The sequence below is a fragment of the Legionella rowbothamii genome (genome assembly GCF_900639985.1).
Taxonomy (GTDB): Bacteria; Pseudomonadota; Gammaproteobacteria; order Legionellales; family Legionellaceae; genus Legionella; species Legionella rowbothamii.
This window is the reverse complement of sequence record NZ_CAAAIM010000011.1, coordinates 81,634-107,837: the sequence shown is the minus strand read 5'-3', so window position 1 is coordinate 107,837 and position 26,204 is coordinate 81,634. Positions and strand designations below refer to the sequence as shown.

The following is a 26,204-nucleotide window of genomic DNA, read 5'->3' as shown; positions in this document are numbered from 1 at the left end:
CCAGGTTACACCATTACTAATTTGCAAAAGTTAAACCTCTCGTATTCAACGAAGTCATAATACAGGTGATTGGGAGTTAATGGATAACATACCCGCTGATTGTATTACTACTTGCGTTAACCACATAGACAAATAAACCATTAGGGGTCACGATTATTGCCGAAGGTCCACTGCCGGTAGCATAGGGGCTATCGGGTAGAATTGATAATAAGCCCGAAGTTGGATCAACACTACTGGCAATGATTAAGTCATCTTGATAGCGCGTATCATAAGTAAATTTATCATCAGGCGTTAAAGCAATGCCTGAGGCTGCTGTATCTGGCATGATGGGGGTTACATCAGTTAAAGCACCCGTTGTAGAATTTGCTGAATAAATCCAAATAGAGGTATTAAACTCAGAGGCTTTCAAGCCTGGTCCATTACCTGCTGCCACATAAATAAAAGAGCCTGTAGAGTTTGTAATAATTGACGTAGGGTAGGTTCCCGTTTGATATGGGCTACCAGAGAGAGCAGTTAATGCTCCGGTACTTTGATTAATACTAAAGGCATGAACGTGGCCACCGGTGAACGCACTAAAATAATCAATTACATAGAGAAACTGGCCATTAGGTGACGAGGTGAGGCCTACGGGTTGAGAGCTGCTTGGGGGGATAGAGAAAGGACTTCCTGCAATTGCTGTTAATGCTCCAGTAGTGGGGTTGACAGTATAAGCTGAAACAGTGTGTCCGTTTAGGTTGGCCACATAGGCAAATTGTCCATTTGGGGTGAGTCCAATAAACACCGGACTTGATGATCCCGAAGGGTAGCTATTTACAAATGTTAGTACGCCAGTAGTTTGATTAATAGCGAATTGTGCAACAAGGTTATTTGTAGAGTCGGTAGTGTAAACATACTGGCCATTAGGGCTTACAGCTATGCCAGAATAATCATTACCTGGATTGTAAGGGCTTCCTGCTAGCGGGACTAAGACACCTGTGGTGGGGGTAATTAAATAACCTGTTACACCACTACCATAGTTTGCAACATAAAGGAATTTACTGTTTGGTGTTGCGGCAAGATTATTTGGATTCCCGGTTGCAAATGGGCTTCCAGGAATAGGCACTAACGCTCCTGTTTGTGGTGTTGAACATTGAATTGCATTAATGTTAAAAAAGGTCGCATTTGTATTACTTCCTTTAACCACTACATTAGGCACATAATATGCACTTGGGGTATTGGAGGTGAATGATATAGTGCAACTGGCTTGAGGCTTTAAGATGGACGGACAGTGGTTATTTTGCATCACGGAACTTAAATAATTTGCATCGGAGGATGAGGCTGCTATATTTCGTGCGTTCACGATGGAATTATTAGTCACAGTAATGAAACCAGGGGGGGTGACGCAACTCGTCGTGCCAATATTGATAGTGCAGTTTTGAACGAAATTAGAGCAGACGATTGCGCTTCGATCGTTAACAGCTACCGATAATTCAGCAATGGAGTCGGAGCTTTTGTTGTCTAACGCCTTAGCTAAAGTAGGCACTTCGGCAGAAACGTATTGTGTAAATAGGAGGAGCAACCCAAATAACCCTTTGTTTATCATAATAAAAATCCCTAGTTTAATGTTACTTTGCTTCCTGGTGAATGTAACAAAGGAATAAAGTAAAGACAAAATATAATTCATAAGCCCGATGAATATTAATAATAATTTCAAATTTTTAATAGTTGAATTTGAATTAAATGTAACAAATATAGTGCATGACACTGTTTATTTTGTTATTATACTGAGCAAATTTTATATAGCTTGGCCTTTTTAGGCCATGCATTACACGATTAGGAAGTTTATGATTCAAGATATACCAAACTTTGCCTCCTTTAATTTTTCAGATGCTATAAATAAGGCACTGGAGGATATGAAGTTTACTACACCATCACCCATTCAAATTCAAACTATCCCACTTTTGTTGGAAGGAAAAGATATTATTGCCTTGGCGCAAACCGGAACTGGTAAGACCGCGGCTTTTGCATTGCCGATTTTACAAAGCTTATCACCCAGCATTCAAGGAACCCAAGCGTTAATTTTAGCGCCTACTCGCGAATTAGCTATTCAGGTAGCAGAACAATTCGAATTATTAAGTGCCAGACAACGTGGTGTGACTGTTGCTACCTTATGTGGTGGGCAAGAGTATGGCCGTCAGTTAAAACAATTACGTGCGGGCGCACAAGTAGTTGTAGGTACGCCAGGTCGTATTTTAGATCACATTGATAAAGGTACTTTGGTTTTGAACAATCTACGTACTTTTATCCTCGATGAAGCCGATGAAATGTTACGTATGGGTTTCATTGAAGATATTGAAACCATTATGGCGAAACTCCCAGAGAAAAAACAAATTGGATTGTTTTCGGCAACAATGCCCCATCGTATTCGGCAAATTGCGAATACTTATTTACATAACCCTGAGTCAGTTGAAATTCGCGCAGAAACTGCAACGGTAAAAAGCATCGAACAACGCTTCTTATTTGCTGCCGGTTATCAAAAACCAGATGCACTATCACGTGTCTTAGCGGTTGAAGAATATCAAGGCGTAATAATCTTCGTGCGTACTAAGAGTAGCACTGAAGAGGTGGCTGAATTATTGCAGCAGCAAGGTTTGCGGGCTATGGCGATCCATGGCGATATTACTCAAGCTTTACGCGAGCGTATTATTGCTCAGTTCCGTCAAGGAGCAATTGATATTTTAGTAGCTACGGACGTTGCTGCGCGTGGATTAGATGTTGAGCGTGTTACTCACGTAATTAACTACGATTTGCCGCATGATAATGAGACCTATGTTCATCGTATTGGGCGAACTGGTCGAGCGGGTCGTTCTGGTGTTGCTATTCTGTTTGTTACACCAAAGGAATCACGTTTAATCAGTAGTGTTGAACGACATACACGTCAGCGCATTACGAAAGTAACGGTTCCGAACGATCACATGATTCAAGTTGCACGACAACAGCGTTTCATGGCAAATATCACTGCGCGCTTAGAGCATGAGCATTTGCATTCATACAAAAGGATTGTTGAAGAGTACATTAAAGAAAACGAAGTTTCTGCTGTGGATGTTGCTGCTACCTTGGCCTTGTTAATTCATAAAGATCAGCCATGGCAGCAAAAAGAACAATCGTTGCCTAAAGCTGCTCGCCCTGAAAAAGAAGGACGTGGAGAGCGAGGATCTCGATTTGATCGTGAGCGTTCATTCTCACGTTCTGATGAGCGACGTTCTAATGACCGAAAAGGTTTTGGTGATGGTGGTCGTAAGAAATTTAATGATGATAGTGCTGGTGTTGCTGCGGGTGGTGCTGAGCAGGATTTATTCCGTATTGACGTGGGTAAAGTCCATGGTGTAAAACCAGGCAATATTGTAGGCGCGATTGCGAATGAAGCTGGCTTACAAAGTCGTCATATTACTGGTCTTAAAATCCATGACGATCATTCTACTGTCCGCCTACCGAAAGGTATGTCTAAAGAAGTAGTAAATGATTTAACCAAAGCATGGGTTTGTGGTCGTCAGTTAAAATTAACTTTAATTAGTAGTGGCGCTTAATTAGCTATAGAAGGGGCTCTTCTCCTTTAATTAGGAGAAGAGTTGTTTCTATTTTGCTGCAAAATAGAGTGTTGCTGCCGCTGCGAGTGATGCAGTGAGAATCAAACCTGCCGTTGTAGTTTCAGGAGTAAAAAATTTATAGGGATGGGCTGTTGGTTTCTCTGTAACTGGATTACTGTCTTCCGTATCAATCTTATCTAACTTTATTTGCGCAATCTTGTTTGTAATCGAGCTAATTCGTTGCTGCGGAGTAGTATTAGACGTTATTAAGCTGAAATAGTCTTTTTCTAATAATTTGATTGCCGCATCAATTTGTTGGGGGCTAATCGTTGGATCTTGACTATAGGAACTGATGGTGCGAAATAGGGTTTCAGAATAGGCCGCACTCACTTGAAGTAATTCAAGCTGTTCCCAATTTTGGGCGTCAGTGACTTTTGAATGGAGCTGATAGCGGTGATTATGTGGATCATTTTGAGTAAATGCATCAATTGCATCAGCTAATTTTGTTTCACAAGAAAGAATCTGATGGAGTAGATTTAGGGATTTTTCGATGAATTCTTGTTCAAATATGGTCATTTAAGGTCTCCTTACCATAAATGAAATACTATAAGGATCTTTCGAAATTAGGGCAAGAAGAGGAGCACAGGGTATTTCCTTATGGATGAAGATGTGTTCTTATGTTGGGCTCAGAGGTATTGGGGATCGGTAATGCGAGTTAAATAAACAAAAAAATTATTTAATGATATAATTATCGATAAATTTTGTTTTTAAAAACAATCAATTATAATTAAGGGTATACATGAGACTGTTAGCAACTTTAGCTGCTTTTTTATTTTCTGGAATTGTTCTAGCAACACCTCTCCATAATATAGTTGTATTCGGTGATAGCTTGTCGGATAACGGCAATCTCTATGAATTCATGAATCATCAATTGCCTCCATCTCCTCCTTACTTTAAGGGTCGTTTTTCAAATGGACCGGTATGGGTAGAACATTTAGCCGCCTCTTATTTTCCTAAGGATCCAGGTGCGCATTTACTAGATTATGCTTATGGCGGGGCCGGCGTTTCTTCAGATGAAGAAGATGATGATGTTTTGTTTACTTTAAGAAGAGAAGTAAAAGATTACTTCGCCTCCCACCAAAATAAGGCAAGTTCAGATAGCCTTTATGTAGTGTGGATAGGCGCCAATAATTATTTAGCATTGCCTGCCGAAGTTGATAAAACTATCCGTGAGGTAAATGAGGGAATTACCGAGAGTTTACAGAGTTTGGCTCAGAAGGGAGCAAAACATATTTTAGTGGTTAATATTCCTGATTTGGGAAGTACTCCAGCGGCTATTGAATTCGAAGCGATTGAAACGATGTCTTATTTCTCGCAAGTTCATAATACGCTGTTGAATAACTCGTTAGCTAATCTAAAACAGCAATATCCGGATGTTGAATGGTTGTTTTTTGATATGAACCAATCGTTTAATGATGTTGTTTCTAATCCACAGGTGTATGGATTTAATAATATTAGTGGGTCTTGTGTTGATTTAATCAACGATAATTTCGCTAAAAAATCAGTATTAAATCTGGTTAGGGCAGCAAAACCTAAATTGAATGATGCTTGTGATGGTTATTTATTTTTTGATTTAGTGCATCCAACTGCTTTAGCTCACCAATTGTTAGCGGATCGTGCTCGAAAAGCGCTTGATGAGGCAGGTGTTGTATTTACGGAGTAAGATTAAAAAGTAGCCCCTATTACGCTATGGTAATGTGGGCTACGACTTTTTCAGTCGACGGAATAAAAGGACAGTTACTATAAATTTTTTCAGGGACGTTATGTATTACATTTTAAGAATAGTTTTAGTATTTTTCTTCATTATTTCCACGTCTAATGCAGAGCACTTGGAGATAAAGCTTAATGGCAAGAGTATTAAGTTCCCTTATTGGTCCGCATTAAAAGATCCCCATGGTGCAATTGTTGTTATTAATGGCGGTGAGCAGGCGCAATGGTCAGATTTTTTAGAGTATGTAGCAAAAAATTTATCAGATTTTGGTTGGTCTACAGTATTACTGAATTGCGATTCAGGCAGTACGGAACCTTGGGTGAAAGCACTTCCAGAAACAATCAATACGTTGCGGCAGCAAAAAAATAATCGCATTGTGGTTATTCATTATGGAGAGCAAGCAGCGCAAACCTTAACGGCCTTTGATAAACAGGCAGGAATAGAAGGTTTGGTTTTACTTTCTGCATATGATTTATCTAAGGCAGAGGATAAAAAAGATGATAAAAAAATTGAGTTAAAAGTTCCTATATTCGATATTGCCGGACAATTTGACTATGCTGCGGTTCTTGAGCAGATGCAGGAGCGTAAAAGGGATTTTGCACAAAATAAATATACATCCATGAAAGTACCCGGTGCTAATCATGATTATGAATACAATCAACCTATGGTGGTATCATCCATCAGCGGTTGGATGTTAAAACTTACCGAAAATAAACCCAAACCTCCACCTGTGCTTGTTTCTTATGTAGCATCTATAGCTCCCCTTATCACCAAAGATAATCTCGTTTTGGATGATGAGCTAGAAGATTGGGCCGGTTATAATAATGATCCTCCAGAACCCACACAAGAGATTATTGTACAGAAAAATTACTAACGAATTAGCCTGGTTGCAAGCAACCAGGCATCTCTAAACCGCAACCAAATCAGATAGTAGAGAGCGGAAATCACGATGTATAATATGAGATCGAGGGTTTAATTCGAAGTTACCAGCCCTTACTTTCACAAATCAACTCATAAGCCTTCACAATTTTTTGCGTTTTTTCATTAGCAACTTTGATCATCTCCTGAGGTAAACCTTGAGCAATTAGTTTATCTGGGTGATTACGGCTTAATAAGCGACGATAGGCCCTCTTAACCTCTTGTTTGCTAGCGCTAGAGGGTACTTCCATTAAAGCATAGGCATGGTCCAAATTTGATTTTGACGGCTTATAGTTGTGTCTGCTATATGACGAATAAGAGTCTGAAGAAGACTGATTGGTATCCTCTTGCTTATTAGAGCCAAAATCCTCATAAAAGCGGTATTGTTGATGAAAGGGCATAAAACCCAGATGAGAGAAAATAATATCTAAGGTTTGTATTTTTCGAGTAGTCAGGCCATCAATTTGTGCTGCCTGGTATTGAATGTCCATAAAGAGCTTTAATAAACTACGATTATCATTACAAGCACGGCGTAGTCTTACAAGGACACTAATGAGATCAAAGTGGGGCCCTTTGCCCTCATTAAATAGGCGCATGGCGAGTACCTTTTGTTGCTGGCCCAAATGCATTTCATTCATAATTGAGCGCGCCATGTTCAGCTCCTCTTCACTAACACGGCCATCCGCTTTTGCCAGATAACCCATAATGGAGAAGGTTGCTTCAAAAAACATGGTTTGTACATTGCCGCGCTTTTCCGTCAAATACAATAAAAGCGGATTAGCAAAATGGTTCGCGAGCCCTCGGTCAAAGATATTGCCCACTAAAATACCAAAGATTGCGCCTGTGGGACCTGCAGATAAAAAGCCAAAAAATGCTCCGAGAAGTTTTCCCCACCAGGTGCTAATTGTAAAAAATTCCTTAAAATTCATTATAGAGATTTACCTTAAAATAAATGTCAGTTCCACTGTATATGAGGGTGCTGCTCCCATCTGCAATAGCCTTATCGCTTTATACCACATTTTAAGTATATACTGTCGGCTTTTAGGTTTGGCTTTGTATGCGATTTTTTTACTCTTTTTTAATGTATTTACTCACACCATTTATTGTAGCCCGTTTATGGTGGAAAGGGCGTCGCTTACCAGCCTATAGAGAACGTATTGCTGAACGCTTTTGTTTGGGAGTAAAAGAACACAAGCCTGTCGATGTTTGGGTGCATGCCGTTTCTTTAGGAGAAGTGATTGCTGCTATTCCTTTGATTGATGCCATGCTAGAGAGGAATTGGTCAGTATTCGTCACGACCATGACACCGACAGGGTCGGGACGCGTGCAAAGCCATTATGGTAATAGAGTAGGGCATCAGTATGTGCCTTATGAACTTCCCCGAATTCTTAAGCGTTTTTTCAAACAAATTAAACCGCGGGTTGGTTTGATCATGGAAACGGAGCTATGGCCTAACTTAATTTATGAAGCACGAGCCGCCAATGTACCCTTATTGCTTGCTAATGCGCGTCTGTCTGATGGGTCGATGCAAGGTTATAAGTGGATTAAGTTTATTATAAAACCGCTACTTAATCGCTTTGCGGCCATTTTGCCACAAGGTGAGGAGGACGCTCAGCGTTTCATCGGTTTAGGGGCGCAAACAGAACGTGTTCGGGTGCTGGGTAATATTAAATATGATTTACAAACACGCAACATCGACAGCCAAAAATTTATTGAATTAAAAAGTCATTGGGGAGCCGAACGGACAGCTGTCATTGCCGCCAGTACTCATGACAATGAAGAATCGCAAATTGTTGCTCAGTTACAACGTTTACAAAAAGCTATCCCTGAGGTTGTATTACTAATTGCACCACGACACCCCGAGCGTTTTCAAGAAGTGTATCAACAATGCATTCAAGCAGGATTTAATACCGGATTACGCTCTAATTTAACCTCTTTAAGCCGTGAGAATGAAATTGTAGTGCTGGATAGCTTAGGCGAGCTTTTAGGAATGTATCAGATCAGTGATTACGCTTTTGTAGGAGGCAGTCTTGTTCCCGTTGGCGGTCATAATGTGCTTGAGCCAATCGCGATGAATGTTCCTGTTATTAGCGGTTCTCATGTTCATAATTTTAAGTTAATTTGTCAGGAATTGGAGAAAGCAAAGGCAATTATTTTAGTGCAACAAGCAGATGAAATGATTGATGAATTGATTAAGCTGCATGTGGATTCTCTTTATCGCCATCAACTTATCAATAATGCAATTGGGGTACTTGAAAAAAACAAAGGTGCAGTCCTGCGCCACATGCAGCAAATAGACAGTTTATTATAATTGTAAGAACGGCTGTTGTAGCCGTATTACGCTAATAGAGCTACAACAGTGTTTGGTTAAATACTCAGTCCTCTACACTGATCACCCTTTAGTTCCTGCAGAGCTTGAATTGCATCATTTTCTTCAGTATCAGAATCATCCGCAATCGTACTCTGTGAGTCATGGCCGGGTGCTAGTTGAATGTTTAATAAAGAATTAGGTGATTTGGGATCATTAAAGCTGATCCCCGTATTGTCATCAAAAGAGAGACTTTTTTCGAGCTGCGGATGTGCGATGATTTTAAGAAATGAGATAATCCGTCTTACATCATCTAGGTTTTTTATTAGGTCTACAAGGCTATTTCCAAATGGTAATAACCAGGGAGATCCCATGAATGTACCATCAATTGCTTGTCCAGAAATTAAAGTCTGTAAGACTTGAAATATTTTATAAGGATCAAAGTGTGTTGGCATGCTCCCCGGTTCAATCACCAAGCTATCACCATGCAATTTACCACGTATACATTGTTGTTGGTGATAACAAACATTCACAAACATTCCCTCAGGATAACTTTGGAGGGGTTGAATTAATTTTTGTAAAACATCCTCTGAATCATCAAAGAAATACGCTTCGGCCTCTTGAAATAAAGTAGCTACAAGGCTTAATTGCATATAGACGATTGGAAACTTGGAAGGATAATTAGGAACTCGGTGTAATAGATTACATGTATCTATTTGATTTTGATCGTAACTGCCATCATAACAACGCAGAACCTCTTCATAAGTTGTTCCAACAGGAAGCTTTGCAATTAAATCGTAAAGTGATAATGGGACAATTTTTACCTGTAAATCTGCAGGGCACTTTTCCGAGGACTTTATTTTCTTGGCAAAATCAAATAAATAATGGAATGCAGAGCCATTGCGATTTTTTACTCCGTTAAATGAATCGACACAACTTGTTTGGCGTAAGCTGGAAACAAATAACAAAAGTAAATTAGTTCCTGTGGATACGTTGATTAAATGATCAATTAATTCCTGGTTAGTTTGTTTATGGCGATTGTAACGAATGCCAACACAGCCATCATAATCAATATGAGCACTAGTCACTTTGTTTTGTGAATACTTTGTGACATCTTCGGCAACAAGAATATATCCATCCATGTCTTGGTAGGAATAGTTTTGCTCATCAGGATAACCACTCTTATCTTCTTTAGAGGCTAAAATGCTCTCTGTTTGCGGGGGATTTATTGCTGTGGCTGCAAAGAAGCCAAGAGTAGAGTCGTAGGTAAATTTCATGTGCTTAGAATCGTTAGATGGTTCTAGAAGTTCTTGTTTACGTCTCATCATTAAGCCTGTAGAAAAAAGAGAGCTATTATAAGTTTCTTAATTTAAGACTATTACTATACCATGAACATTCAGGAATCTTAAAACGTGTAGCCTGTATTAGAAGGCGTGATACGGGGATCTTATGAGTCAAAGACTCTAGATTACATTAACTAGGTAATTGTGATTTAGGAGTAATTGAATACATAGATATAGTCCGCGAGCTAGTCGCGGACGTATGGGGATGAAACGAGATTAAGAACCTTGATTTTGTCTTTCTTTAATTTCAGATAGCGTTTTGCAGTCGATGCACAGTGTAGCGGTTGGTCTCGCTTCTAAGCGCTTAAGGCCTATTTCTATACCACATGCTTCGCAATAACCAAAATCATCGTTTCTCAATCGTTCCAACGCATCTTCAATTTTCTTAATGAGTTTGCGCTCGCGGTCGCGAGTACGTAATTCAATGCTGAATTCTTCTTCTTGACTTGCTCTGTCAGATGGATCTGGGAAGTTAGCTGCCTCATCTTTCATATGAGTAACCGTGCGATCTACCTCTTCCATTAATGATTGACGCCACGCTAGCAATATCTTTTCAAGATGGGCTAGCTGCTTTTCATTCATATATTCTTCCCCTTCACTTTCAATGTAAGGAGAAATTCCCATGCTACCTATCGTGTCATTTTTCACGTTGTATAGTCTCTCATTATTTTTATCAATTAATTGTTCGGTCATATTAGCCTCCATCCCACTGTCCAGTGGTTCCCGTATCAATAATAGCAACCAACTGAGATGATTTTTACTCGTTTGGGATCCCTTCAGAAGGCGGTAGGTATACCAAAAAACTGTTGTATCATCAACAACATTTATCGCCAACCCCCACTTACTCTGTCATGACCCTGTAAATCTTTCCAGCACTGTACGTTTTTGTAGCCTAGTTCGTTAAGTATAGCTCTAACTTTTAATTTTTGATCGTAACCATGTTCGAGTAAAATCAGGCCATTAGGTAAAAGATAATCATAACCTTGTTCGATAATCAAGTGAAGATCTGCTAATCCATCTTGAGCACTCGCCAAAGCACTTCTTGGTTCAAAGCGTATATCACCTTCTTGTAAATGTGGATCGTGCTCGGCGATATATGGTGGGTTGGAAATAATGGCATGATATTGTCGCTTGGGAAGAGCACTGTACCAATTTGAATGATAGAAGTTTAGATTGCGCACTTGATGCTGTTGAGCATTTTCTTGAGCGACCCTCAATGCATCCTGGCTAAAATCACAAGCAACAATATTCCAGTTTGGCCTTTCTTTCGCAATAGCAATGGCGATCGCGCCACTTCCTGTCCCTAGTTCCAGAATGCATGCTTCGCTATTTTGAGGTATTTTTTCTAAAGCCAATTCGACTAATAATTCGGTTTCATGGCGCGGGATTAACGTATGCGCATTGACTTTTAAGTCTAGTGACCAGAATTCACGTTTACCGGTAATATAGGCAATAGGAATACCTTGGGCTCGCTTCATTAAGAAGCCTTGATATGTTTCATATTGCTCTTTACTAAGTAGCTCTTCAGGATGAGCAAACAAATATGCTCTGTTTTTACCTAAGACATGACAGAGTAAAATCTCAGCTTCTAGCTCTGGGGTATTACCCAAAGCCTCACGTATGCTAATCATTGCGCCCCAATTCTGCGAGCAGTTCCGCATGGTATTCACGTTGTAATGGGTCAATAACTAAAGATAAATTACCTTCCATTACATCGCCAAGTTGATAAATGGTCAAATTAATACGATGATCTGTCAAGCGTCCTTGAGGATAATTGTAGGTACGAATGCGCTCAGAGCGATCCCCTGTACCAACAAGTGATTTGCGCGTTTGAGCCTGCTCTTGTCTTTGTTTACTTTGCTCGGCATCTAATAAGCGTGTTTTTAACAAAGACATCGCCTTAGCACGGTTTTTATGTTGCGAACGCTCATCCTGGCATTCAACCACTACTCCGGTAGGAATATGAGTGATGCGGATAGCGGAGTCCGTTTTGTTAACGTGCTGACCTCCAGCTCCTGAAGAGCGGTAGGTATCAATGCGCAAATCATCGGCGTTGATTTGAATCTCATCAATTTCTTCAACTTCTGGCATAACAGCTACAGTACATGCAGATGTATGCACACGACCTTGAGATTCCGTTTCCGGAACTCGTTGTACACGGTGTGCTCCTGATTCGAATTTAAGTTGAGAGTACACTGCGGTACCGCTGATGCGGGCAATAATTTCTTTGTAGCCCCCATGTTCGCCATGACTGGCACTAATTAACTCCAGCTGCCAGCCTCGATTTTCGGCATAGCGGCTGTACATACGATACAAATCGCCAGCAAAGATAGCTGCTTCATCGCCACCAGTTCCCGCACGCACCTCAAGGTAAATGTTACGCTCATCATCCGGATCTTTAGGAATCAAATGCCATTGCAGTTGCTCATCTAATTCTTCAATTTGTTTTTTGGCATCACCAACTTCTTCTTCGGCCATTGCCGCAAGTTCTTGGTCATTTCCCTCCAGCATTTCCTGTAGGGATGCCAGATTATTTTGTGCTTCGATATAGGTTTCGTAGCAATTGGCTACCGGTTCTAATTGCGCATATTCCTTGGATAAGGCTTTAAACTGATTCTGATCTGCAATCACTGAGGCCTCAGATAACAATCGCTCCACTTCTTGGAAGCGTTCCAGCATTTGTTGCAGTTTTAACTCAAGAGATTTCTTCATAAGGTGATTGATAAGTTGTTGTATTAAAGAGGTATTGCGCTAGGATAAACAAATCTTCACGCCCATCACGCGCTATTTGTTTTAAGCCGGTAGTAGGGGTATGCGTTAATTTATTAACTAAGCGCTCGCTAAATTCATTTAAAACCGTCTGTTGGCAATGTCCTGCAGAAAGTTTTTTTAAAGCACGTTGCAATTCTTTTTGGGCCAGATGTTGCATCTGAAAACGATAGTCACAAATGACTTTTTTGGCTTTTAAAGAACGTTGTTTGCGTAAGTAATTACTTAATTCTTCGTCGATTAACTGTTCTGCATGCAGGGCTGCTTGGCGTCGTTCTTCCATGCCTTGCTGAATTTTATTTTGTAAATCGTCAACATTATACAGATGCACCTGCGCAAGCTCGGTAATATTGGCTTCAATATTACGTGGAACCGCTAAATCTAAAAAGAACATAGGAGCGGATGCTTTTTGTTGGATTGCATGTGCCACTAAATCTTTATTAATAAATGGAATAGGGCAGGCTGTTGCCGTTATGACCACATCGACTTCGGGCAAATGTTGCCCCAGGTTGCTGATGGGAACAGTTTTGCCTCCAAAAGTCTGAGCCAGTTTTTCAGCATTTTCCAGAGTACGGTTGGCGACTAGAAAATGGTGTACCCCTTGTTGATGTAAATATTTAGCGACGAGGGCTGCAGTATCTCCTGAGCCAATTAATAAAATACGTAATGATTTATATTCTGCAAAAAATTGGCCAATTTGCTGGACTGCTGCATAGGCTACGGAAACAGGGTTGATGCCGATACCACTTAACGTTCTAATTCGTTTTGAAGCACTAAAAATATATTCAAAAATGGGGCGTAATTGGGTCTTTATTGAACCGAGCTGATTTGCATATTGGTAGGCTTGTTTCATTTGCCCAAGAATTTGGGGTTCACCAATCATCATGGAGTCTAAACCACTGGCAACTCGCAATGCATGTTTTATACCCTGCTTGCCTTTATGAATGTATAAATAAGGGGTTAATTCCTCAGGAGCAAGTTGATGCTCATGTGCTAGCCAGTCAGTAAGTACCTGTGGGTCTTGGGTATCGCAATAGATTTCTGTACGGTTACAGGTAGATAAAATCGTCGCTTCACTCACCTCGGGAAGACTTATTAAGCTGTTAATTAGTGAATCTTGGGTAGCCGGAGATAGCGCAACTTTTTCACGCACGTTTATTGGAGCAGTTTTATGATTAAGTCCGCAAGCAACAAACACCATAGAAATATGAATTGGTCTATATTTAAAGTAATCGGGGGATTGTAAACGATTAGTCGCTAAATTTGTAGGGTTTAGCAACAATTCTGCTGTAATGGCAGCAATTAATTGCGTTTCATTCTGGCAATTTGTTGCGATAAAAGGGATATAAGAAATATTTTGTAAAATTAAAGTACAAAATTATTTAGCCGCTAACATACAGTAGAATGCTTTTGCACTAAATGTGCTAACTGATGGGGAGACGGTCATGGATATAATCCTTCAAGGTGAACATAGCGGCGATGAGGCAGCACAGAGTTTAGAGCGAGTTTTACAACTCTTTAAAGAACGCTATCATATTGCCGCCTTTCGGGAAATTCACCTAACGGTAACATTAATCGATGAGCAGGGTGATGATGTAGAGTTGGTGGATAGTGAGTCCAACCAGGCTTATCGTGTTTTTGAGGTGTTTCGGCAAGGATATGAAATGGGACGAAGAGGGAATCCCATACTACAATTAGTGGTTGATAATACAAAATAAAGACTTAGGCTCTGAAGCAATTATCAGAAAAGAAGCGCCCGTCATTCTAAACGCTAGGTTCGAAATGACGGGCGCTTGTTGATGTATTTTCAATACGAAACCAGATACCTAGTCATATCTAAATTAATCTGGAAAAGGAGTTAATTATGTTCTTGGCGATTATTGCCATAATCCTTACCTTACTTTTGGTCATAGGTATTCATGAAGCGGGTCACGCCTTAGTTGCTCGTTACTTTCAGGTTAAAATTAAAAAAATTTCAATTGGCTTTGGTAAGCCCTTATTGCGTTGGCAAAGTGCCAGTGGGTGTGAATGGGTTTGGGCCATGTTTCCTTTAGGTGGTTATGTGCAATTGGAAAATACCCGCATTAGTCCTGTGGAGCCCTCCGAATACTCTGGTTGCTTTGATAAAAAACCTATTTGGCAGCGAATTCTGATTTTATTGGCCGGAGCCGTGGCGAATCTTATTACGGCATGGATTGCCCTGATTCTAGTTTATAGCCTCGGCCTTACTTATACCTTACCACAAGTTAAAGCCGTCCAACCGAATAGCCTTGCTGCTCAGGCAGGAATTGCTGTCGGCGATCAATTTGTTTCGATTGCCGATAAAGCAACACCAACGTGGAATGATGTTGGGATGCAAATGGTTATCCTTTGGGGAAAAAATGAAATTCCAATGGTTTTAAGGAATGGGACGGAATTGAAAAAAGTAACCCTCAATTTAAGCCAGGTCAGTTTTCGAGGAGCTAAGTTGAATTTGTTAAGTCAGTTGGGTATAGAACCTAATCTTTCTGCGCCTCGTGATACCTTACGCTCTCCTTCTTTGGGAGCGGCCATCCACCAAGCAAATACAGTGATAGCAAGTATGTTGTACTTCTTTTTAATGATTTTTAAACAGCTATTTACTGGAGTAATCCCCTTCTCTATGCTTCTTGGACCCTTGAGTGTTTTTGCTGCTTCTGTTGCTTCCTTGACGCAAGGAATTGTGGTCTTTATGTTTTTCATTGCTACGTTAAGCTTGGCTGTTGCCTTGGTTAATCTATTTCCTATTCCAGGATTGGATGGGGGTTCTATTGTCTATGCGGTGCTGGAGAAGATTCGAGGTAAGTCAATCTCGGTTGCGATGGAACTGTTAGTGCATCGTTTGGTGTTTATTGTGTTTTGCGTGATGTTGGTGCATTTGTTGATGAATGATTTACAAAGAATCTAAGATGTAGCCTCTATTGGCCTAGTGTAATATAATACGTTCGAATTACGGCGGCAAATGTATGTCTCTTAGCCATACACTTGACCGCGGTATTAATCTACGAATTTGCATTAAACACCGTCCGCGCACAACACCATAAATCCACCCGTTCCACTCCAGATTTCTTGAGTGTTAATGCAAGTTCATTGGCAGTGGACCCTGTCGTAAGTAAATCATCAACCAAGGCCACATGTTGAAAGGGAAGCTTTTTGCTAATAAATGCATGACGTAAATTGCTCTGTCTTTGTTTCTTATCCAGACTTGCCTGTGGCGCTGTATTGAGAATTTTTTGACAACTAGTCAAATCGTAGGGAAGGTTTAATTTTTTAGCTAAGCCGCGTGTTAAAATTGCTGCATGATTGAACCCTCGCTGTTTTATTTTTCGCGCATGCATCGGGACAGGAATGAGACATTGAGGCAGATTACTGTCAGGTAAGCCGTTCAACATTAAATGACTTAAAAAAGAATGAAGATAGAGTCCATTATGGTATTTAAATTGGTGAAGCAAGCCGCGTAAGGGCTCTTCAAATTTATAAGTAATATACGCATGTTCAAACTGAGGTGGTTTTTTTATACAGCTACCGCATATTAACGATCCGGCATCAGCTAAAGGGGTTGCGCAATGTCGACATGCCAGGCCCAATAGGGGCATGAACTCAATGCAACGCTCACAGACAGCATGATTACTTTTATGAAATTGACTGCACAGTGTGCATATAGAGGGCAAACGTAAACTCTGTGTTACAATGAATAGTTTCTGACGCACGCGTGTTGGATTCCATATTAATTTTTCCTGGTTCTCATAATGACCCGTATACATGAAATTGGCAAGGCATTTAATCAACATGCCGCAGAATATGAGCTTGCTGCAAAAGTACAGCATGAAATTGGAACTCGTTTATTGGAGCGACTCCACTACTTAAAAATTGCTCCCCAGCGCATTCTTGATTTGGGCTGTGGCACCGGCATCTTTTCACGCGAATTAGCACAGATGTATCCTAAAGCCCAGGTTGTGGGTTTGGACTTGGCGCACTCAATGTTATTGCAGGCACAGAAAAAACACAGCTGGCGACGTAAATGGCCTTTAGTAAGCGCCGATATGAAACAGCTTCCATTTGCGACGGGAGCCTTTGATTTAGTTTTTGCGAATCAAGTAATTCATTGGGGGGAGTCTTTAGAGTTTGTTTTTCGCGAGTTGAATCGAGTAATGAAACCAAATGCTTGCCTTATGTTTACCACCTTAGGTCCTGATACCTTTAAAGAACTAAAACATGCGTGGTCTGGTGCGAATGACTTTGCACATGTGAATGAATTTCCTGACATGCATGATGTTGGGGATTGCCTTATGGCAGAGCATTTCTTGGAACCTGTAATGGATATGGAGTTGCTAGCTGTCCATTATGAATCACTGCTTAAACTCGTACATTCGTTAAAAGCCCAAGGAGTAAAAAATATTAATTCAGGACGTAATCAAGGCCTAACTAGTCGTGGATCGTGGAAAAAATTCGAGCAAAATTACACCTCCTTACAAACAGATACCGGGCGTTATCCGCTGACTTATGAGGTCGTTTATGGGCATGCATGGAAAGGAGAACAGCGAAATACGGAGCGAGGAATTGAGACCTTAATTCCGATTTCCCAACTTATAAGATCCAAACGCTAATTTCTTTTGAAGAAAAATAAGGGTTAATATTGCTTTAATATTTGTTTGATATGATTTAACCAATTGAGTTAAACTGGATCAGTGAATGCTTCATGATTTGGCGAAACAATTTAGGGTTTCTTTAATAAATTACTTGAAACAGCCCTCGAATATTGAACATCAAAAAGCGCTAACCGCAGCCTCCTTTGCCATTTATTCTGATGCCATAGCTTCACGTGGTCTGGAACCTGATAAATATATGGATCATATCGATGCAATGATAGGTCCTGCATTAAAAGATATTCAAATTCATCCGTATGCAGGAACGTTATTGAATGCATTTTATAATGACCTAAGCTGGTCTGACCACCGTCACGAAAACCAGGCATTCCATGCTTTAACGCTTGCTTATCATAATTATTTACGCAACAATTTGCTTGATCCAAATGAACTGCTGGAAAAAAAATTAGAGCGCATCAAAACAGTGATTGACCAATTAGCCACGGAAAATAATCCTTATGCAAAAGAATTAGGCGCAGCCTACGGAAAATTACAGATGCTAGTTAATGAGTATGTTCAGCAATCTCCACAACAACAATTTGCTAATCAGGCTCTCTTTGAAAAAAAATTAAATAGCATTTGTTTGCGCCATCAAGCCGCTATTGCAAGTGATGTACGCATTAAAACTGCGGTTTATGATTTTTTAGCGACCGTTTCGAGTTTTATCCTCTTTATCGGGAAGACAATAGCAAATACCTTCCAGAACAAAAGTAGATTCTTTCACGATGTTTCTGCTCAACCTACCAATGTATTGAGTAATTTTTCTATATCTGTTCCCAATGTTGAGATCCAGCCGGATGATGGGGCAACTGAAGATGACCACACTCCCTGCAATCTAACTTTTCGGTAAGCTCCAACTTTGTCAATGGGCAGAAGCAGATACCGTTTTGGTTTGTAATACATTTACTTAATCATTCTCCAAAAATGCTACTACGCCTTTTATCGCGTGACTGACTCCCATGAAAAAAACCATGAAACCCAATGAATGTTATGATATTTTCAATGATATTCTTTAGTGAAGGGAGTCACGATGTCTACGCAAAAACTACATGCTGGTGAGCGGAAAATCATTTTTTTAGCTTCTCTAGGAGGTGCTCTGGAATTTTATGATTTCATCATTTACGTTATTTTTGCCCAGACAATTAGCCAGATTTTTTTTCCTGAAACGGACAAATTGGCTTCCTTAATGAAAATATATGCAATTTTTGCAATCGGCTATTTAATTCGTCCTTTAGGGGGAATCGCTTTTAGCCATTTCGGTGACAAATATGGTCGCAAGAAAACATTTATTTTTTCCGTAGCTTTAATGGCTGTGCCTACGGTGATTATTGGGCTTTTACCCACCTATCAGCATGTAGGGGTTTGGGCTAGTATTTTACTGGTGCTAATGCGCATTTTACAGGGGCTTTCAATTGGTGGTGAAATACCTGGAGCGATTACCTTTACCTGCGAGCATGTCAATCCACGTTCTCGAGGATTAGCCTGCGGGGTAATTTTTTGTTTTCTCAATTTAGGAATTTTTTTAGGTGCAGCAATCAGTTTGCTGTTAACCAATTTGTTAACCAAAGAGCAATTATTATCTTTTGGCTGGCGTATTCCATTCATTGTTGGTGGTTTGCTTGGGGTATTTAGCTTTTACATTCGCAAGCAAATGACTGAAAGTCCTTTATTTATGGTATTTCAGGAGCAGCAGGAACGGGCACGCATCCCTTTTATAGAGGCCATTACGCTTTATTGGCGACAAATATTACAGGGAGTAGGTATAACTTGCCTTGGCTCTGTTGTTATAAATTTATTATTTTTATACATGCCTACTTATCTTTCTACTATTCTATCTTATCCCAAACAAGAGGCTGTCCTATTTAATACAATTAACTTATTTTTCTACTCATGTTTGCTGGTATTTTTTAGCTGGCTTGCGGATCGAATTGGGCGAAAAGCGGTATTATTGACAGGGGCAATAGGTTTTATTTTATTTGGTTACATTTTATTTGCCATTTTATCGATACAAACAACTCAGGCATTAGTTAGCGCTTTATCGCTATTAGCTATTTTAAGTAGCTCGATTATGGTTTATCCAAGCTTGTTGGTAGAGCTTTTTCCAACGTCCATTCGTTATACGGGTATTGCGATTGCATATAATATTGCCTTTGCTTTCTTTGGAGGTTTAACCCCATTGATTGTAACTTATCTAGTAGAGTCTTCCTCCAATGTCCTAGCTCCAAGTTTTTACCTCATTGGCAGCGCCATAGTGTGTACAGTCGCTGCAATTACAATTAAACAGCTCTATACCGAAGGAGCGGATCGTAATGACCGCCACTTATGGCTTACCATTCATTCGAATAATCACTAGGTAATGATTGTAGTTCTTGTTCTATCGTTTGTAGCGTTCCGGGATCATTTTTACGTATAGTTCCTTTCATCAATGGATCTTTAGGATTAACATAATTGATGTTTTTATAAGGGGATGAATACGCGGTTGTTGGGTTTTCGTCTGAATAGCTTGGTGTATCAGTTACTACATAAGTTTTTTTTCCCGGGTTGATTACAAAACCATTTGAATCAGTGGTGGCGCAGTTCGTGAGCAATAGCACTATGCCCAAACAGCCAAGGGCGGCATCCGCCTTTCTCATACATCGCTCCTAAAAAACAACCGCATAATTGTATCATTATAGTACAGGCGGCGCGTTCCGGTTGGTACCAAGCGTACTTTATGCTATAACTTAAAAAATTATGGACGAGCTACCAAGGAATACCAATGAGCGATCTCATCACTAAAGCTCAACTCTCGGATTCAAAAGACTGTCCCGTGTCTTCCGTAAAACCAGTCCATCAAATGATTAAAACACGACATGCTTTATTAGGAGACAAACTAATAATTAGTCGTGCCTTGCCCACTCGTGAACGCCGCATGATCGGAGCTTGGTGTTTTCTCGATCATTTCGGGCCTTTGCATTTGCAACAAGGACATGAGTTCGATGTCGCACCTCATCCACATATTGGCTTACAAACATTTACTTGGATAATGGATGGAGAAATACTGCACCAGGATAGTTTGGGATCAAGACAGCTGATCAAAGCAGGGCAAGTGAATCTCATGACTGCGGGGCGTGGAATTGCTCATTCAGAAGAATCAATACATTCGGGAATAGTATTGCAGGGAGTACAGTTATGGATTGCTTTGCCTGATTTGGCTAGACATATGGCCCCGGACTTTAAGCATTATCCGGAAGTGCCAGTAATCGAACATGAAGGATTAGTGATTGATCTAATGGTTGGGGAATTATTAGGGGTTAAAGCTCCAGTTTCAGTTTATTCGCCGCTTATCGGGTTGGATATTAATGCGCAAAAAGCAGTGCAAACCAAGCTTCCAATGAACCCCCGTTTTGAATATGGGATTTTGCCGTTAGATAATGAGATTAATATAGAAGGTACTTTAATTGATCCTAGTATGTTGCTCTATCTTGGTTGTGGACGCTCTGAATTAGAGCTTAATATTCCTCAAAAGGCGCGTTTTTTATTGATTGGGGGAGAGCCATTTAACGAAGAAATACTCATTTGGTGGAATTTTGTAGCGCGTACCAAACAAGAAATCATTGATGCTACAAATCATTGGAATAATCATACTTATTTTGATGAAGTGCAGGGGTATCTGGGGAAACGAACGTCGGCTCCGATAATGCCATAAACCCTATGTCTTACCTGGTAGGTTGGGGCCAACCTAAATTTATTGAGCCCCAACCATTTTTTTTAGATCACTGCGCTTTTGCAATATGCAGGTCAAAGAAATCAATTCAGCCGCTTTATCACCAAACAATTGAAGTGCATCTATGGCTATTTGATAATGATTATTTATTTCCGCTTCTAATTTCTCTTTAGTATATAAAGAGGCGAACGTAATTTTATCATTAGCAAGATCGGAGGAACGTCCTTTACCTAAAAGCTCTGTTGGCGCATAACGATCCAAATAGTCATCTTGCAATTGGAATACCAGTCCAATATGACGAGCATAGGATCTTAACGCCGCCTTGCCTTGTTCGCTGGTCGAGTTATCTGCAGCCAAGACCATTTCAATACCGGCGGAAATAAGCCGGCCAGTTTTCAAATGATGTATTTCACAAAGGAGCTCTTCACTAATCGATGATTTACCTAATTCGGATAGATCCAGACTTTGGCCACTGACCATCCCAGAAACACCACTGGCTCTCACTAATTCTTGAGTGATGGCAATCACTTGAGCAGGGGGCAGGCGTTGGGATAAATGCGACAGGAGCACTTCGATTGCCAGCGCTTGCATTCCATCCCCTACCAAGATTGCAGTAGCTTCATCAAATGCTTTATGGCAGCTTGGCTTACCGCGACGGAAATCATCGTTATCCATTGCAGGTAAATCATCATGAATTAAAGAGTAACAATGAGTTAATTCTACTGCAGCCGCAATTACATCCAGAACCTGGAGGTCTAAATTAATTAAGCTACCTGTTAAGTAAACCAGGATAGGTCTGATTCTTTTGCCGCCAGGGAAAAGAGAGTAGCTCATTGCCGCATAAATCTGTTCCGCTGGTATCGATACTTCATGGGTAATCTGCGCAAGAAATTGTTCTTGACGTTCGAGATAGGTTTTAATCACTTAATTCTTCATCCGAAAAGGGTTCTGCAGAGGATTTTGCAGTAGTTAGCATTTCAATTTTTTGCTCCGCTTGCTGTAATACATCCTGACAGCGTCTGGCTAAGCTGATTCCCTTTTCAAATTGCTTTAGTGAGTCTTCAAGAGTTAATTCACCTTTTTCCAGCTGTCTAACAATTTCCTCTAATTCCCCTATAGACTGCTCAAAGTGGATGTCTTTGCTCATAGACTTTGTCCTGTTTGTGCAAAAAGTTGTAATTATACATTGAGTTGTTTTCCGGATTCAATCATTAAATTAAAACTCGCTACATGCTGGGCCCTGAGCGTCGCGAATCCCAACAAGCAGGTAGGAATTTTTTTAGAGTTCGGCTATGATGCCAGCACATTAATTAAGGTCATTAGCTATGAAAACCAAAACCCAATTTGTATGCAGTCAATGCGCCGCAGTCTTTAAACAATGGGCAGGGCAATGCACGCAATGTGGGGCATGGAATTCGGTAGCTGAGGAGGGCATTGTTCCTGCCAGCCGCAATACCCGTGGGGGTTCTTGGGTCAATCAGCGTTCAGTCATTACGGCGGTAGAAGATGTAGTGATGGATAAAGAAGCCCGTTTGGATTGTGGATTATCTGAATTAAATCGTGTCTTAGGTGGGGGACTTGTTTATGGTTCTGTGGTACTTATTGGTGGCGACCCAGGAATTGGAAAATCGACCTTACTGCTGCAAACCTTAGCGAATCTTTCCATACAAGAAACGGTATTATATGTTACTGGTGAAGAATCTTTGCAACAGGTTGCCATGCGCGCCAAGCGCCTAAGTCTTCCTTTAGCAGGCTTAAGGCTTTTAGCCGAAACACAGGTTGAATCAATTATTGCCCACGCGCAAAAAGAAAATCCCAAGATTATTGTTATTGATTCTATCCAGACTATTTTTACGGAAAGTATTAGCTCAGCTCCCGGAGGGGTAAGCCAGGTCCGTGAGTCCGCTGCGCAATTAGTGCGCTTTGCCAAAATGACCCAAACCGCAGTGTTTTTGGTAGGGCATGTTACTAAGGAAGGGGCTTTGGCAGGTCCACGGGTTTTAGAGCATATGGTTGATAGTGTTTTATATTTTGAAGGGCAAAGTGATAGTCGTTTTCGCGTTATTCGTGCGATTAAAAATCGTTTTGGTGCAGTGAACGAATTGGGCGTATTTGCTATGACCGATAAGGGGCTAAAAGAGGTGGCTAACCCATCAGCCATTTTTTTATCGCGTCAGCCAGAGCCAACTCCAGGTAGTGCCGTGATGGTTACTTGGGAAGGATCTCGCCCTATGCTGGTTGAGGTGCAAGCTTTGGTCGATGAAGCCCATGGCCAACAATCCAAGCGGGTCACTGTAGGTCTTGAGCATAATCGTTTGGCTATTTTACTAGCTGTTTTGCATCGTCATGGAGGAATTGCAACTTATGATCAAGACATTTTTATCAATGTGGTAGGGGGGGTTAAAGTTACGGAAACAGGTTCTGACTTAGCCCTGCTTGCAGCAGTAGTTTCGAGTTTACGTAATCGCGTTTTTGATAGCGAAACCATAATTTTTGGTGAGGTTGGCTTAGCTGGTGAGATTAGGCCTGTGCAAAGTGGTCAAGAGCGGTTAAGAGAGGCAGCCAAACATGGCTTTAAGCGTGCTATTGTTCCTTTTGCTAATGCTCCAAAACAACAGAGTAGTTCTATGGTGATTGAGCCGGTAAAGTATTTACATGAAGTTTTAGAGAAAATGTGATTATAGAATATAAGTAGTTGAGATATTACTTAATTCCCCTTAGTATTGCGGCCTGATAGCGTGTCAGTAGTTGAGGCTGCCAAAAAACGCCATGGTCTCGGCGTATCTATGAATTAATTATATTTTATTTTTTGATTTGTTAAATAATTAACAAGGGAGTTGTTTTTTTTAATCTCTGTGTTAATATTGAACAGGTCATGCTGTGGGGAATGGTTTTTAATGGGTGCTGCTTTTTATAACATTAAAGATATTATTTTAGGTCTTCCTTCTCATTCTGGGCATGAAGCGTATCTCAGTGCCTCATATAAACTTAATAATCAAAAGATCGTTTATAAAAAAAATAAATATGGTATTGCTTCTTTTTCTCGCTTAGAAGTGAGTTTCAGCCAGTTAGCTAAATTATTTTTATCCCCCGATTTAACACCATCACAACGACTGGTTGTTGATGATGAAAACGAAGTTGTTGGGGTAGCGGTTCAACATCTTTGCTATGTTGTTGAGAATAAAGAGGGATTACAACATTCATTCTATACCTTAAATAACCCACGCTCTAATTGTAAAACCACGAAACATCGGGTTACTGATCTCACAAAGATTCCTATCTATTTTCTAGACAAATTACCGCAGGGTTTTTATGCCCAATTACGTAAAGCAGAAAAGGCTGAACAGTTGACTATTGATTATGATTCGTTGGCAAGCATCCTTGTAACCTCTTATACCATGGAGGAGGATGATTTACACAAAGGGAATTTTGGTTTTTACCTGGTGGAAAAAGCAGGAAAACCGCATGTTGTGTTTTTTAAAATCGACCATGATTTGATGTTCGTTGATAGTATTATGGGGTTCCACACACGCAGGCCATTTCATTTATTTCATGGTCCCAGTGCTTTTGATATTTTTGCAGAAGACTTAATATCCTTTCCAAATTTGAAGCGTTCAGCTAATTCTTATTGGCCAACAAAGTTTGGCTATGTAGCCAATCCTTTTGATAATAAGGAATATCATAATTTTGCCGAAATAGCGGCTTTTTCACGATTGGCAACCAATCCTGCGTTTATTCGCTCAAAATGGAAAACTTTTTTTAAACATTGTTCTATCCCCAGCACCTTAATTGAAACAACCCTAAAGGAATGTGCCAATATTCAAGATCCAGCCGACCGCGCTCATATTGCACTAATAACTCAAGTGATGGTGACTCGACTTGCCCATTTACGAGCTGTATTATTTTCAGTTAAAGAGTTTCGTGAGTTTGTTGTTAGTTTAAGCGATGACGAAAATGAAGAGCTTCTGCGGGAAATTATTCCCACCAATGATGCTCTAGAACCACAAATCACACAAGCCTTAGCGCGTTTTCATACTTTATGTGCTGAAAATGGATTTGCAGAGGGAGATACGCCATTACATACAGCAATTAAATTGGGTGAGTATCGTTATGAAGAATCCATACGCATGTTTGGTTCATTTATCAATGTAAAAAATAAAGAGGGTAAAACGCCTTTAGATGTGGCTTTGGATCAAGTGAACGCATTTGCCCCCGATGCGGATAATAATGTGGGTGTTGACATGCGATTTGTGATGAAGCATTTATTAGAAAATGGGGCACAAAAGACTGAGGCATTTAAACGCTCTGGATTGGATAGGAAAATCAAAACCTATGCTTTTGCAAACCCATTTAAAGCAAGTATTGAAGCCACATTTTCTTATACTGATCTGCACGAGATTTTAAGAGATATTGGTGAGGCGCATCAGTTTTGCCTAAAATATAAAAAGAATATGGCCATTGACTGTATTCGACGATGGATTGAGGTAAGAAGGTCCCATCCTGATTTTCCCGACGAATTAGAGCAGTTAAAACGTGATGTTAATGGTTCGTCGTCTGAGGCGGAGGCTGCGCCATTAAAATATATTCGCCAATTACGTAGTAAGTTGTGGATTGTTCGTCAGTTAAGAGGATTATATGGCTTGACCTCAACGCAGATGGAAATTAATCAACTTATTAGCCAGGCAAGACATGAACTCAATCCGCGCGAAACGAGTTTTTTTTCATTTTTCAGCGGGGGTAAAACGATAGCTGCGCCACGATGTGACGCAACTGTTTTGTCCTCTTCCTCAATGAGTTTGCATCTCCCCTAATCGGAATGGGTAAGTATGACGGCAGCGCGCATAACCAGCACCTATTTTTCTAGGGTCATTGTAAAAGGCGTAGTGCGTTGCGTTATATTCACAACAAGGGATTGAGCTAATAAAGCAGCCACGTTTGGCATTCCAGACATAACCTCTGGGCGTTAGCTCCAGAGTTCTGCCATCGTAGCAAATATAACGCGGTTGGGATGGTGTATTTCCTACAATGCATCCTTGCGCGTGAACAAAATTTGCCATGACTAATAAACCCAACAGAATAATTCGCATTACAATGACCCTAAACTTGCTATACTAAATATAAACTTAATTCATCTTATACCAAGTATTCAATAAAAATGA

25 protein-coding genes are annotated in these 26,204 nt (G+C 40.4%); 12 read left to right on the top strand and 13 right to left on the bottom strand.

The genetic code is table 11. From position 1 onward, the window contains the following. Nucleotides 1-76: 76 nt before the first annotated feature. Nucleotides 77-1,582, bottom strand: a complete 1,506-nt coding sequence (locus E1P08_RS15425; RefSeq protein WP_165485207.1) for a beta-propeller fold lactonase family protein — start codon at nucleotides 1,580-1,582, stop codon at nucleotides 77-79. A 241-nt stretch (nucleotides 1,583-1,823) separates the two neighbouring features. Between E1P08_RS15425 and E1P08_RS15420 the strand changes: the two genes are divergently transcribed. Further along, a complete protein-coding gene (locus E1P08_RS15420; protein WP_133137885.1) occupies nucleotides 1,824-3,566 on the top strand; it encodes a DEAD/DEAH box helicase in 1,743 nt (580 codons plus the stop codon). A 48-nt stretch (nucleotides 3,567-3,614) separates the two neighbouring features. On the opposite strand, the gene E1P08_RS15415 is transcribed toward E1P08_RS15420, so the two are convergent. Then, nucleotides 3,615-4,142: a hypothetical protein gene (locus E1P08_RS15415; RefSeq protein ID WP_133137884.1), complete on the bottom strand. Its 528-nt coding sequence runs from the start codon at nucleotides 4,140-4,142 to the stop codon at nucleotides 3,615-3,617. 223 nt (nucleotides 4,143-4,365) lie between these two features. On the opposite strand from E1P08_RS15415, the gene plaA reads away from it, so the two are divergent. Both plaA and E1P08_RS15405 read left to right on the top strand, forming a co-directional pair. Beyond that, complete coding sequence (gene plaA, locus E1P08_RS15410) at nucleotides 4,366-5,289, top strand: GDSL family lysophospholipase PlaA (RefSeq protein ID WP_133137883.1); 924 nt, start codon at nucleotides 4,366-4,368, stop codon at nucleotides 5,287-5,289. A gap of 100 nt (nucleotides 5,290-5,389) precedes the next feature. After that, nucleotides 5,390-6,211 (top strand): alpha/beta hydrolase family protein, encoded by an 822-nt coding sequence (locus tag E1P08_RS15405; RefSeq protein ID WP_242602494.1) that lies wholly within the window; start codon nucleotides 5,390-5,392, stop codon nucleotides 6,209-6,211. 109 nt (nucleotides 6,212-6,320) lie between these two features. Here the strand turns inward: E1P08_RS15405 and djlA are convergent, their stop codons facing one another. Continuing rightward, a complete protein-coding gene (gene djlA / locus E1P08_RS15400; RefSeq protein ID WP_133137882.1) occupies nucleotides 6,321-7,184 on the bottom strand; it encodes a co-chaperone DjlA in 864 nt (287 codons plus the stop codon). A gap of 128 nt (nucleotides 7,185-7,312) precedes the next feature. Here djlA and waaA point away from each other — a divergent pair, with 128 nt between their 5' ends. After that, on the top strand, nucleotides 7,313-8,566 hold the full coding sequence (gene waaA, locus E1P08_RS15395; protein WP_133137881.1) for a lipid IV(A) 3-deoxy-D-manno-octulosonic acid transferase: 1,254 nt from the start codon (nucleotides 7,313-7,315) through the stop codon (nucleotides 8,564-8,566). 56 nt (nucleotides 8,567-8,622) lie between these two features. Here waaA and E1P08_RS15390 read toward each other — a convergent pair whose 3' ends face one another. From E1P08_RS15390 to hemA, 5 genes are all read right to left on the bottom strand, one after another. Continuing rightward, nucleotides 8,623-9,840: a hypothetical protein gene (locus E1P08_RS15390; protein WP_133137880.1), complete on the bottom strand. Its 1,218-nt coding sequence runs from the start codon at nucleotides 9,838-9,840 to the stop codon at nucleotides 8,623-8,625. A gap of 282 nt (nucleotides 9,841-10,122) precedes the next feature. Then, nucleotides 10,123-10,599, bottom strand: coding sequence for an RNA polymerase-binding protein DksA (gene dksA, locus E1P08_RS15385; protein ID WP_058533559.1), 477 nt, complete (start codon nucleotides 10,597-10,599; stop codon nucleotides 10,123-10,125). 131 nt (nucleotides 10,600-10,730) lie between these two features. Next, nucleotides 10,731-11,537, bottom strand: a complete 807-nt coding sequence (gene prmC, locus E1P08_RS15380) for a peptide chain release factor N(5)-glutamine methyltransferase (RefSeq protein ID WP_133137879.1) — start codon at nucleotides 11,535-11,537, stop codon at nucleotides 10,731-10,733. Next, the gene (gene prfA / locus E1P08_RS15375; RefSeq protein ID WP_133137878.1) at nucleotides 11,530-12,618 is read right to left on the bottom strand and encodes a peptide chain release factor 1; all 1,089 of its coding nucleotides are present in this window, start codon (nucleotides 12,616-12,618) and stop codon (nucleotides 11,530-11,532) included. The genes prmC and prfA overlap by 8 nt, the downstream gene beginning before the upstream one ends. Then, entirely contained in the window at nucleotides 12,602-13,876 is a 1,275-nt protein-coding gene (gene hemA / locus E1P08_RS15370; protein ID WP_133137902.1) for a glutamyl-tRNA reductase, read from the bottom strand. The genes prfA and hemA overlap by 17 nt, the downstream gene beginning before the upstream one ends. Nucleotides 13,877-14,120: 244 nt before the next feature. Between hemA and E1P08_RS15365 the strand changes: the two genes are divergently transcribed. Together E1P08_RS15365 and E1P08_RS15360 are read left to right on the top strand one after the other, a co-directional pair. Then, nucleotides 14,121-14,393 (top strand): hypothetical protein, encoded by a 273-nt coding sequence (locus E1P08_RS15365; protein ID WP_133137877.1) that lies wholly within the window; start codon nucleotides 14,121-14,123, stop codon nucleotides 14,391-14,393. Between the two features lie 146 nt (nucleotides 14,394-14,539). Further along, nucleotides 14,540-15,601 (top strand): M50 family metallopeptidase, encoded by a 1,062-nt coding sequence (locus tag E1P08_RS15360; protein WP_133137876.1) that lies wholly within the window; start codon nucleotides 14,540-14,542, stop codon nucleotides 15,599-15,601. Between the two features lie 94 nt (nucleotides 15,602-15,695). Here the strand turns inward: E1P08_RS15360 and E1P08_RS15355 are convergent, their stop codons facing one another. Continuing rightward, entirely contained in the window at nucleotides 15,696-16,403 is a 708-nt protein-coding gene (locus tag E1P08_RS15355; RefSeq protein ID WP_423202247.1) for a ComF family protein, read from the bottom strand. Between the two features lie 39 nt (nucleotides 16,404-16,442). On the opposite strand from E1P08_RS15355, the gene bioC reads away from it, so the two are divergent. The 3 genes from bioC (at nucleotide 16,443) to E1P08_RS15340 (ending at nucleotide 19,692) form a co-directional block, all read left to right on the top strand. Next, the gene (bioC, locus tag E1P08_RS15350; RefSeq protein WP_133137875.1) at nucleotides 16,443-17,300 is read left to right on the top strand and encodes a malonyl-ACP O-methyltransferase BioC; all 858 of its coding nucleotides are present in this window, start codon (nucleotides 16,443-16,445) and stop codon (nucleotides 17,298-17,300) included. A gap of 85 nt (nucleotides 17,301-17,385) precedes the next feature. Further along, complete coding sequence (locus E1P08_RS15345; RefSeq protein WP_133137874.1) at nucleotides 17,386-18,189, top strand: hypothetical protein; 804 nt, start codon at nucleotides 17,386-17,388, stop codon at nucleotides 18,187-18,189. Nucleotides 18,190-18,369: 180 nt separating this feature from the next. Beyond that, nucleotides 18,370-19,692 carry an MFS transporter gene (locus tag E1P08_RS15340; protein WP_133137873.1) on the top strand — a complete coding sequence of 441 codons (1,323 nt, stop codon included), beginning with the start codon at nucleotides 18,370-18,372 and terminating at the stop codon, nucleotides 19,690-19,692. Here E1P08_RS15340 and E1P08_RS15335 read toward each other — a convergent pair. Beyond that, nucleotides 19,667-19,972, bottom strand: coding sequence for a hypothetical protein (locus tag E1P08_RS15335; protein ID WP_133137872.1), 306 nt, complete (start codon nucleotides 19,970-19,972; stop codon nucleotides 19,667-19,669). The two genes, E1P08_RS15340 and E1P08_RS15335, sit on opposite strands and share 26 nt — an antisense overlap. Nucleotides 19,973-20,097: 125 nt before the next feature. On the opposite strand from E1P08_RS15335, the gene E1P08_RS15330 reads away from it, so the two are divergent. Then, nucleotides 20,098-21,027, top strand: coding sequence for a pirin family protein (locus tag E1P08_RS15330; RefSeq protein WP_133137871.1), 930 nt, complete (start codon nucleotides 20,098-20,100; stop codon nucleotides 21,025-21,027). A gap of 39 nt (nucleotides 21,028-21,066) precedes the next feature. Here the strand turns inward: E1P08_RS15330 and E1P08_RS15325 are convergent, their stop codons facing one another. Further along, nucleotides 21,067-21,969, bottom strand: coding sequence for a polyprenyl synthetase family protein (locus tag E1P08_RS15325; protein ID WP_133137870.1), 903 nt, complete (start codon nucleotides 21,967-21,969; stop codon nucleotides 21,067-21,069). Continuing rightward, nucleotides 21,962-22,192 carry an exodeoxyribonuclease VII small subunit gene (locus E1P08_RS15320; protein ID WP_133137869.1) on the bottom strand — a complete coding sequence of 77 codons (231 nt, stop codon included), beginning with the start codon at nucleotides 22,190-22,192 and terminating at the stop codon, nucleotides 21,962-21,964. The genes E1P08_RS15325 and E1P08_RS15320 overlap by 8 nt, the downstream gene beginning before the upstream one ends. A 178-nt stretch (nucleotides 22,193-22,370) precedes the next feature. Here E1P08_RS15320 and radA point away from each other — a divergent pair, with 178 nt between their 5' ends. Then, entirely contained in the window at nucleotides 22,371-23,723 is a 1,353-nt protein-coding gene (radA, locus tag E1P08_RS15315) for a DNA repair protein RadA (RefSeq protein WP_133137868.1), read from the top strand. 219 nt (nucleotides 23,724-23,942) lie between these two features. Beyond that, nucleotides 23,943-25,856, top strand: a complete 1,914-nt coding sequence (ankK, locus tag E1P08_RS15310; RefSeq protein WP_207387381.1) for a Dot/Icm T4SS effector AnkK/LegA5 — start codon at nucleotides 23,943-23,945, stop codon at nucleotides 25,854-25,856. Here the strand turns inward: ankK and E1P08_RS15305 are convergent. Then, nucleotides 25,833-26,132, bottom strand: coding sequence for a hypothetical protein (locus E1P08_RS15305; RefSeq protein ID WP_133137867.1), 300 nt, complete (start codon nucleotides 26,130-26,132; stop codon nucleotides 25,833-25,835). The genes ankK and E1P08_RS15305 overlap by 24 nt on opposite strands. Nucleotides 26,133-26,204 lie beyond the last annotated feature (72 nt).

Excerpts from the sequence above, each read along its gene's own strand:
- E1P08_RS15425 (WP_165485207.1), bottom strand. The coding sequence starts at position 1,582 with ATGATAAACAAAGGGTTATTTGGGTTGCTCCTCCTATTTACACAATAC.
- E1P08_RS15420 (WP_133137885.1), top strand. The coding sequence starts at position 1,824 with ATGATTCAAGATATACCAAACTTTGCCTCCTTTAATTTTTCAGATGCT.
- E1P08_RS15415 (WP_133137884.1), bottom strand. The coding sequence starts at position 4,142 with ATGACCATATTTGAACAAGAATTCATCGAAAAATCCCTAAATCTACTC.
- plaA (WP_133137883.1), top strand. The coding sequence starts at position 4,366 with ATGAGACTGTTAGCAACTTTAGCTGCTTTTTTATTTTCTGGAATTGTT.
- E1P08_RS15405 (WP_242602494.1), top strand. The coding sequence starts at position 5,390 with ATGTATTACATTTTAAGAATAGTTTTAGTATTTTTCTTCATTATTTCC.
- djlA (WP_133137882.1), bottom strand. The coding sequence starts at position 7,184 with ATGAATTTTAAGGAATTTTTTACAATTAGCACCTGGTGGGGAAAACTT.
- waaA (WP_133137881.1), top strand. The coding sequence starts at position 7,313 with ATGCGATTTTTTTACTCTTTTTTAATGTATTTACTCACACCATTTATT.
- E1P08_RS15390 (WP_133137880.1), bottom strand. The coding sequence starts at position 9,840 with ATGAAATTTACCTACGACTCTACTCTTGGCTTCTTTGCAGCCACAGCA.
- dksA (WP_058533559.1), bottom strand. The coding sequence starts at position 10,599 with ATGACCGAACAATTAATTGATAAAAATAATGAGAGACTATACAACGTG.
- prmC (WP_133137879.1), bottom strand. The coding sequence starts at position 11,537 with ATGATTAGCATACGTGAGGCTTTGGGTAATACCCCAGAGCTAGAAGCT.
- prfA (WP_133137878.1), bottom strand. The coding sequence starts at position 12,618 with ATGAAGAAATCTCTTGAGTTAAAACTGCAACAAATGCTGGAACGCTTC.
- hemA (WP_133137902.1), bottom strand. The coding sequence starts at position 13,876 with ATGGTGTTTGTTGCTTGCGGACTTAATCATAAAACTGCTCCAATAAAC.
- E1P08_RS15365 (WP_133137877.1), top strand. The coding sequence starts at position 14,121 with ATGGATATAATCCTTCAAGGTGAACATAGCGGCGATGAGGCAGCACAG.
- E1P08_RS15360 (WP_133137876.1), top strand. The coding sequence starts at position 14,540 with ATGTTCTTGGCGATTATTGCCATAATCCTTACCTTACTTTTGGTCATA.
- bioC (WP_133137875.1), top strand. The coding sequence starts at position 16,443 with ATGACCCGTATACATGAAATTGGCAAGGCATTTAATCAACATGCCGCA.
- E1P08_RS15345 (WP_133137874.1), top strand. The coding sequence starts at position 17,386 with ATGCTTCATGATTTGGCGAAACAATTTAGGGTTTCTTTAATAAATTAC.
- E1P08_RS15340 (WP_133137873.1), top strand. The coding sequence starts at position 18,370 with ATGTCTACGCAAAAACTACATGCTGGTGAGCGGAAAATCATTTTTTTA.
- E1P08_RS15335 (WP_133137872.1), bottom strand. The coding sequence starts at position 19,972 with ATGAGAAAGGCGGATGCCGCCCTTGGCTGTTTGGGCATAGTGCTATTG.
- E1P08_RS15330 (WP_133137871.1), top strand. The coding sequence starts at position 20,098 with ATGAGCGATCTCATCACTAAAGCTCAACTCTCGGATTCAAAAGACTGT.
- E1P08_RS15320 (WP_133137869.1), bottom strand. The coding sequence starts at position 22,192 with ATGAGCAAAGACATCCACTTTGAGCAGTCTATAGGGGAATTAGAGGAA.
- radA (WP_133137868.1), top strand. The coding sequence starts at position 22,371 with ATGAAAACCAAAACCCAATTTGTATGCAGTCAATGCGCCGCAGTCTTT.
- ankK (WP_207387381.1), top strand. The coding sequence starts at position 23,943 with ATGGGTGCTGCTTTTTATAACATTAAAGATATTATTTTAGGTCTTCCT.
- E1P08_RS15305 (WP_133137867.1), bottom strand. The coding sequence starts at position 26,132 with ATGCGAATTATTCTGTTGGGTTTATTAGTCATGGCAAATTTTGTTCAC.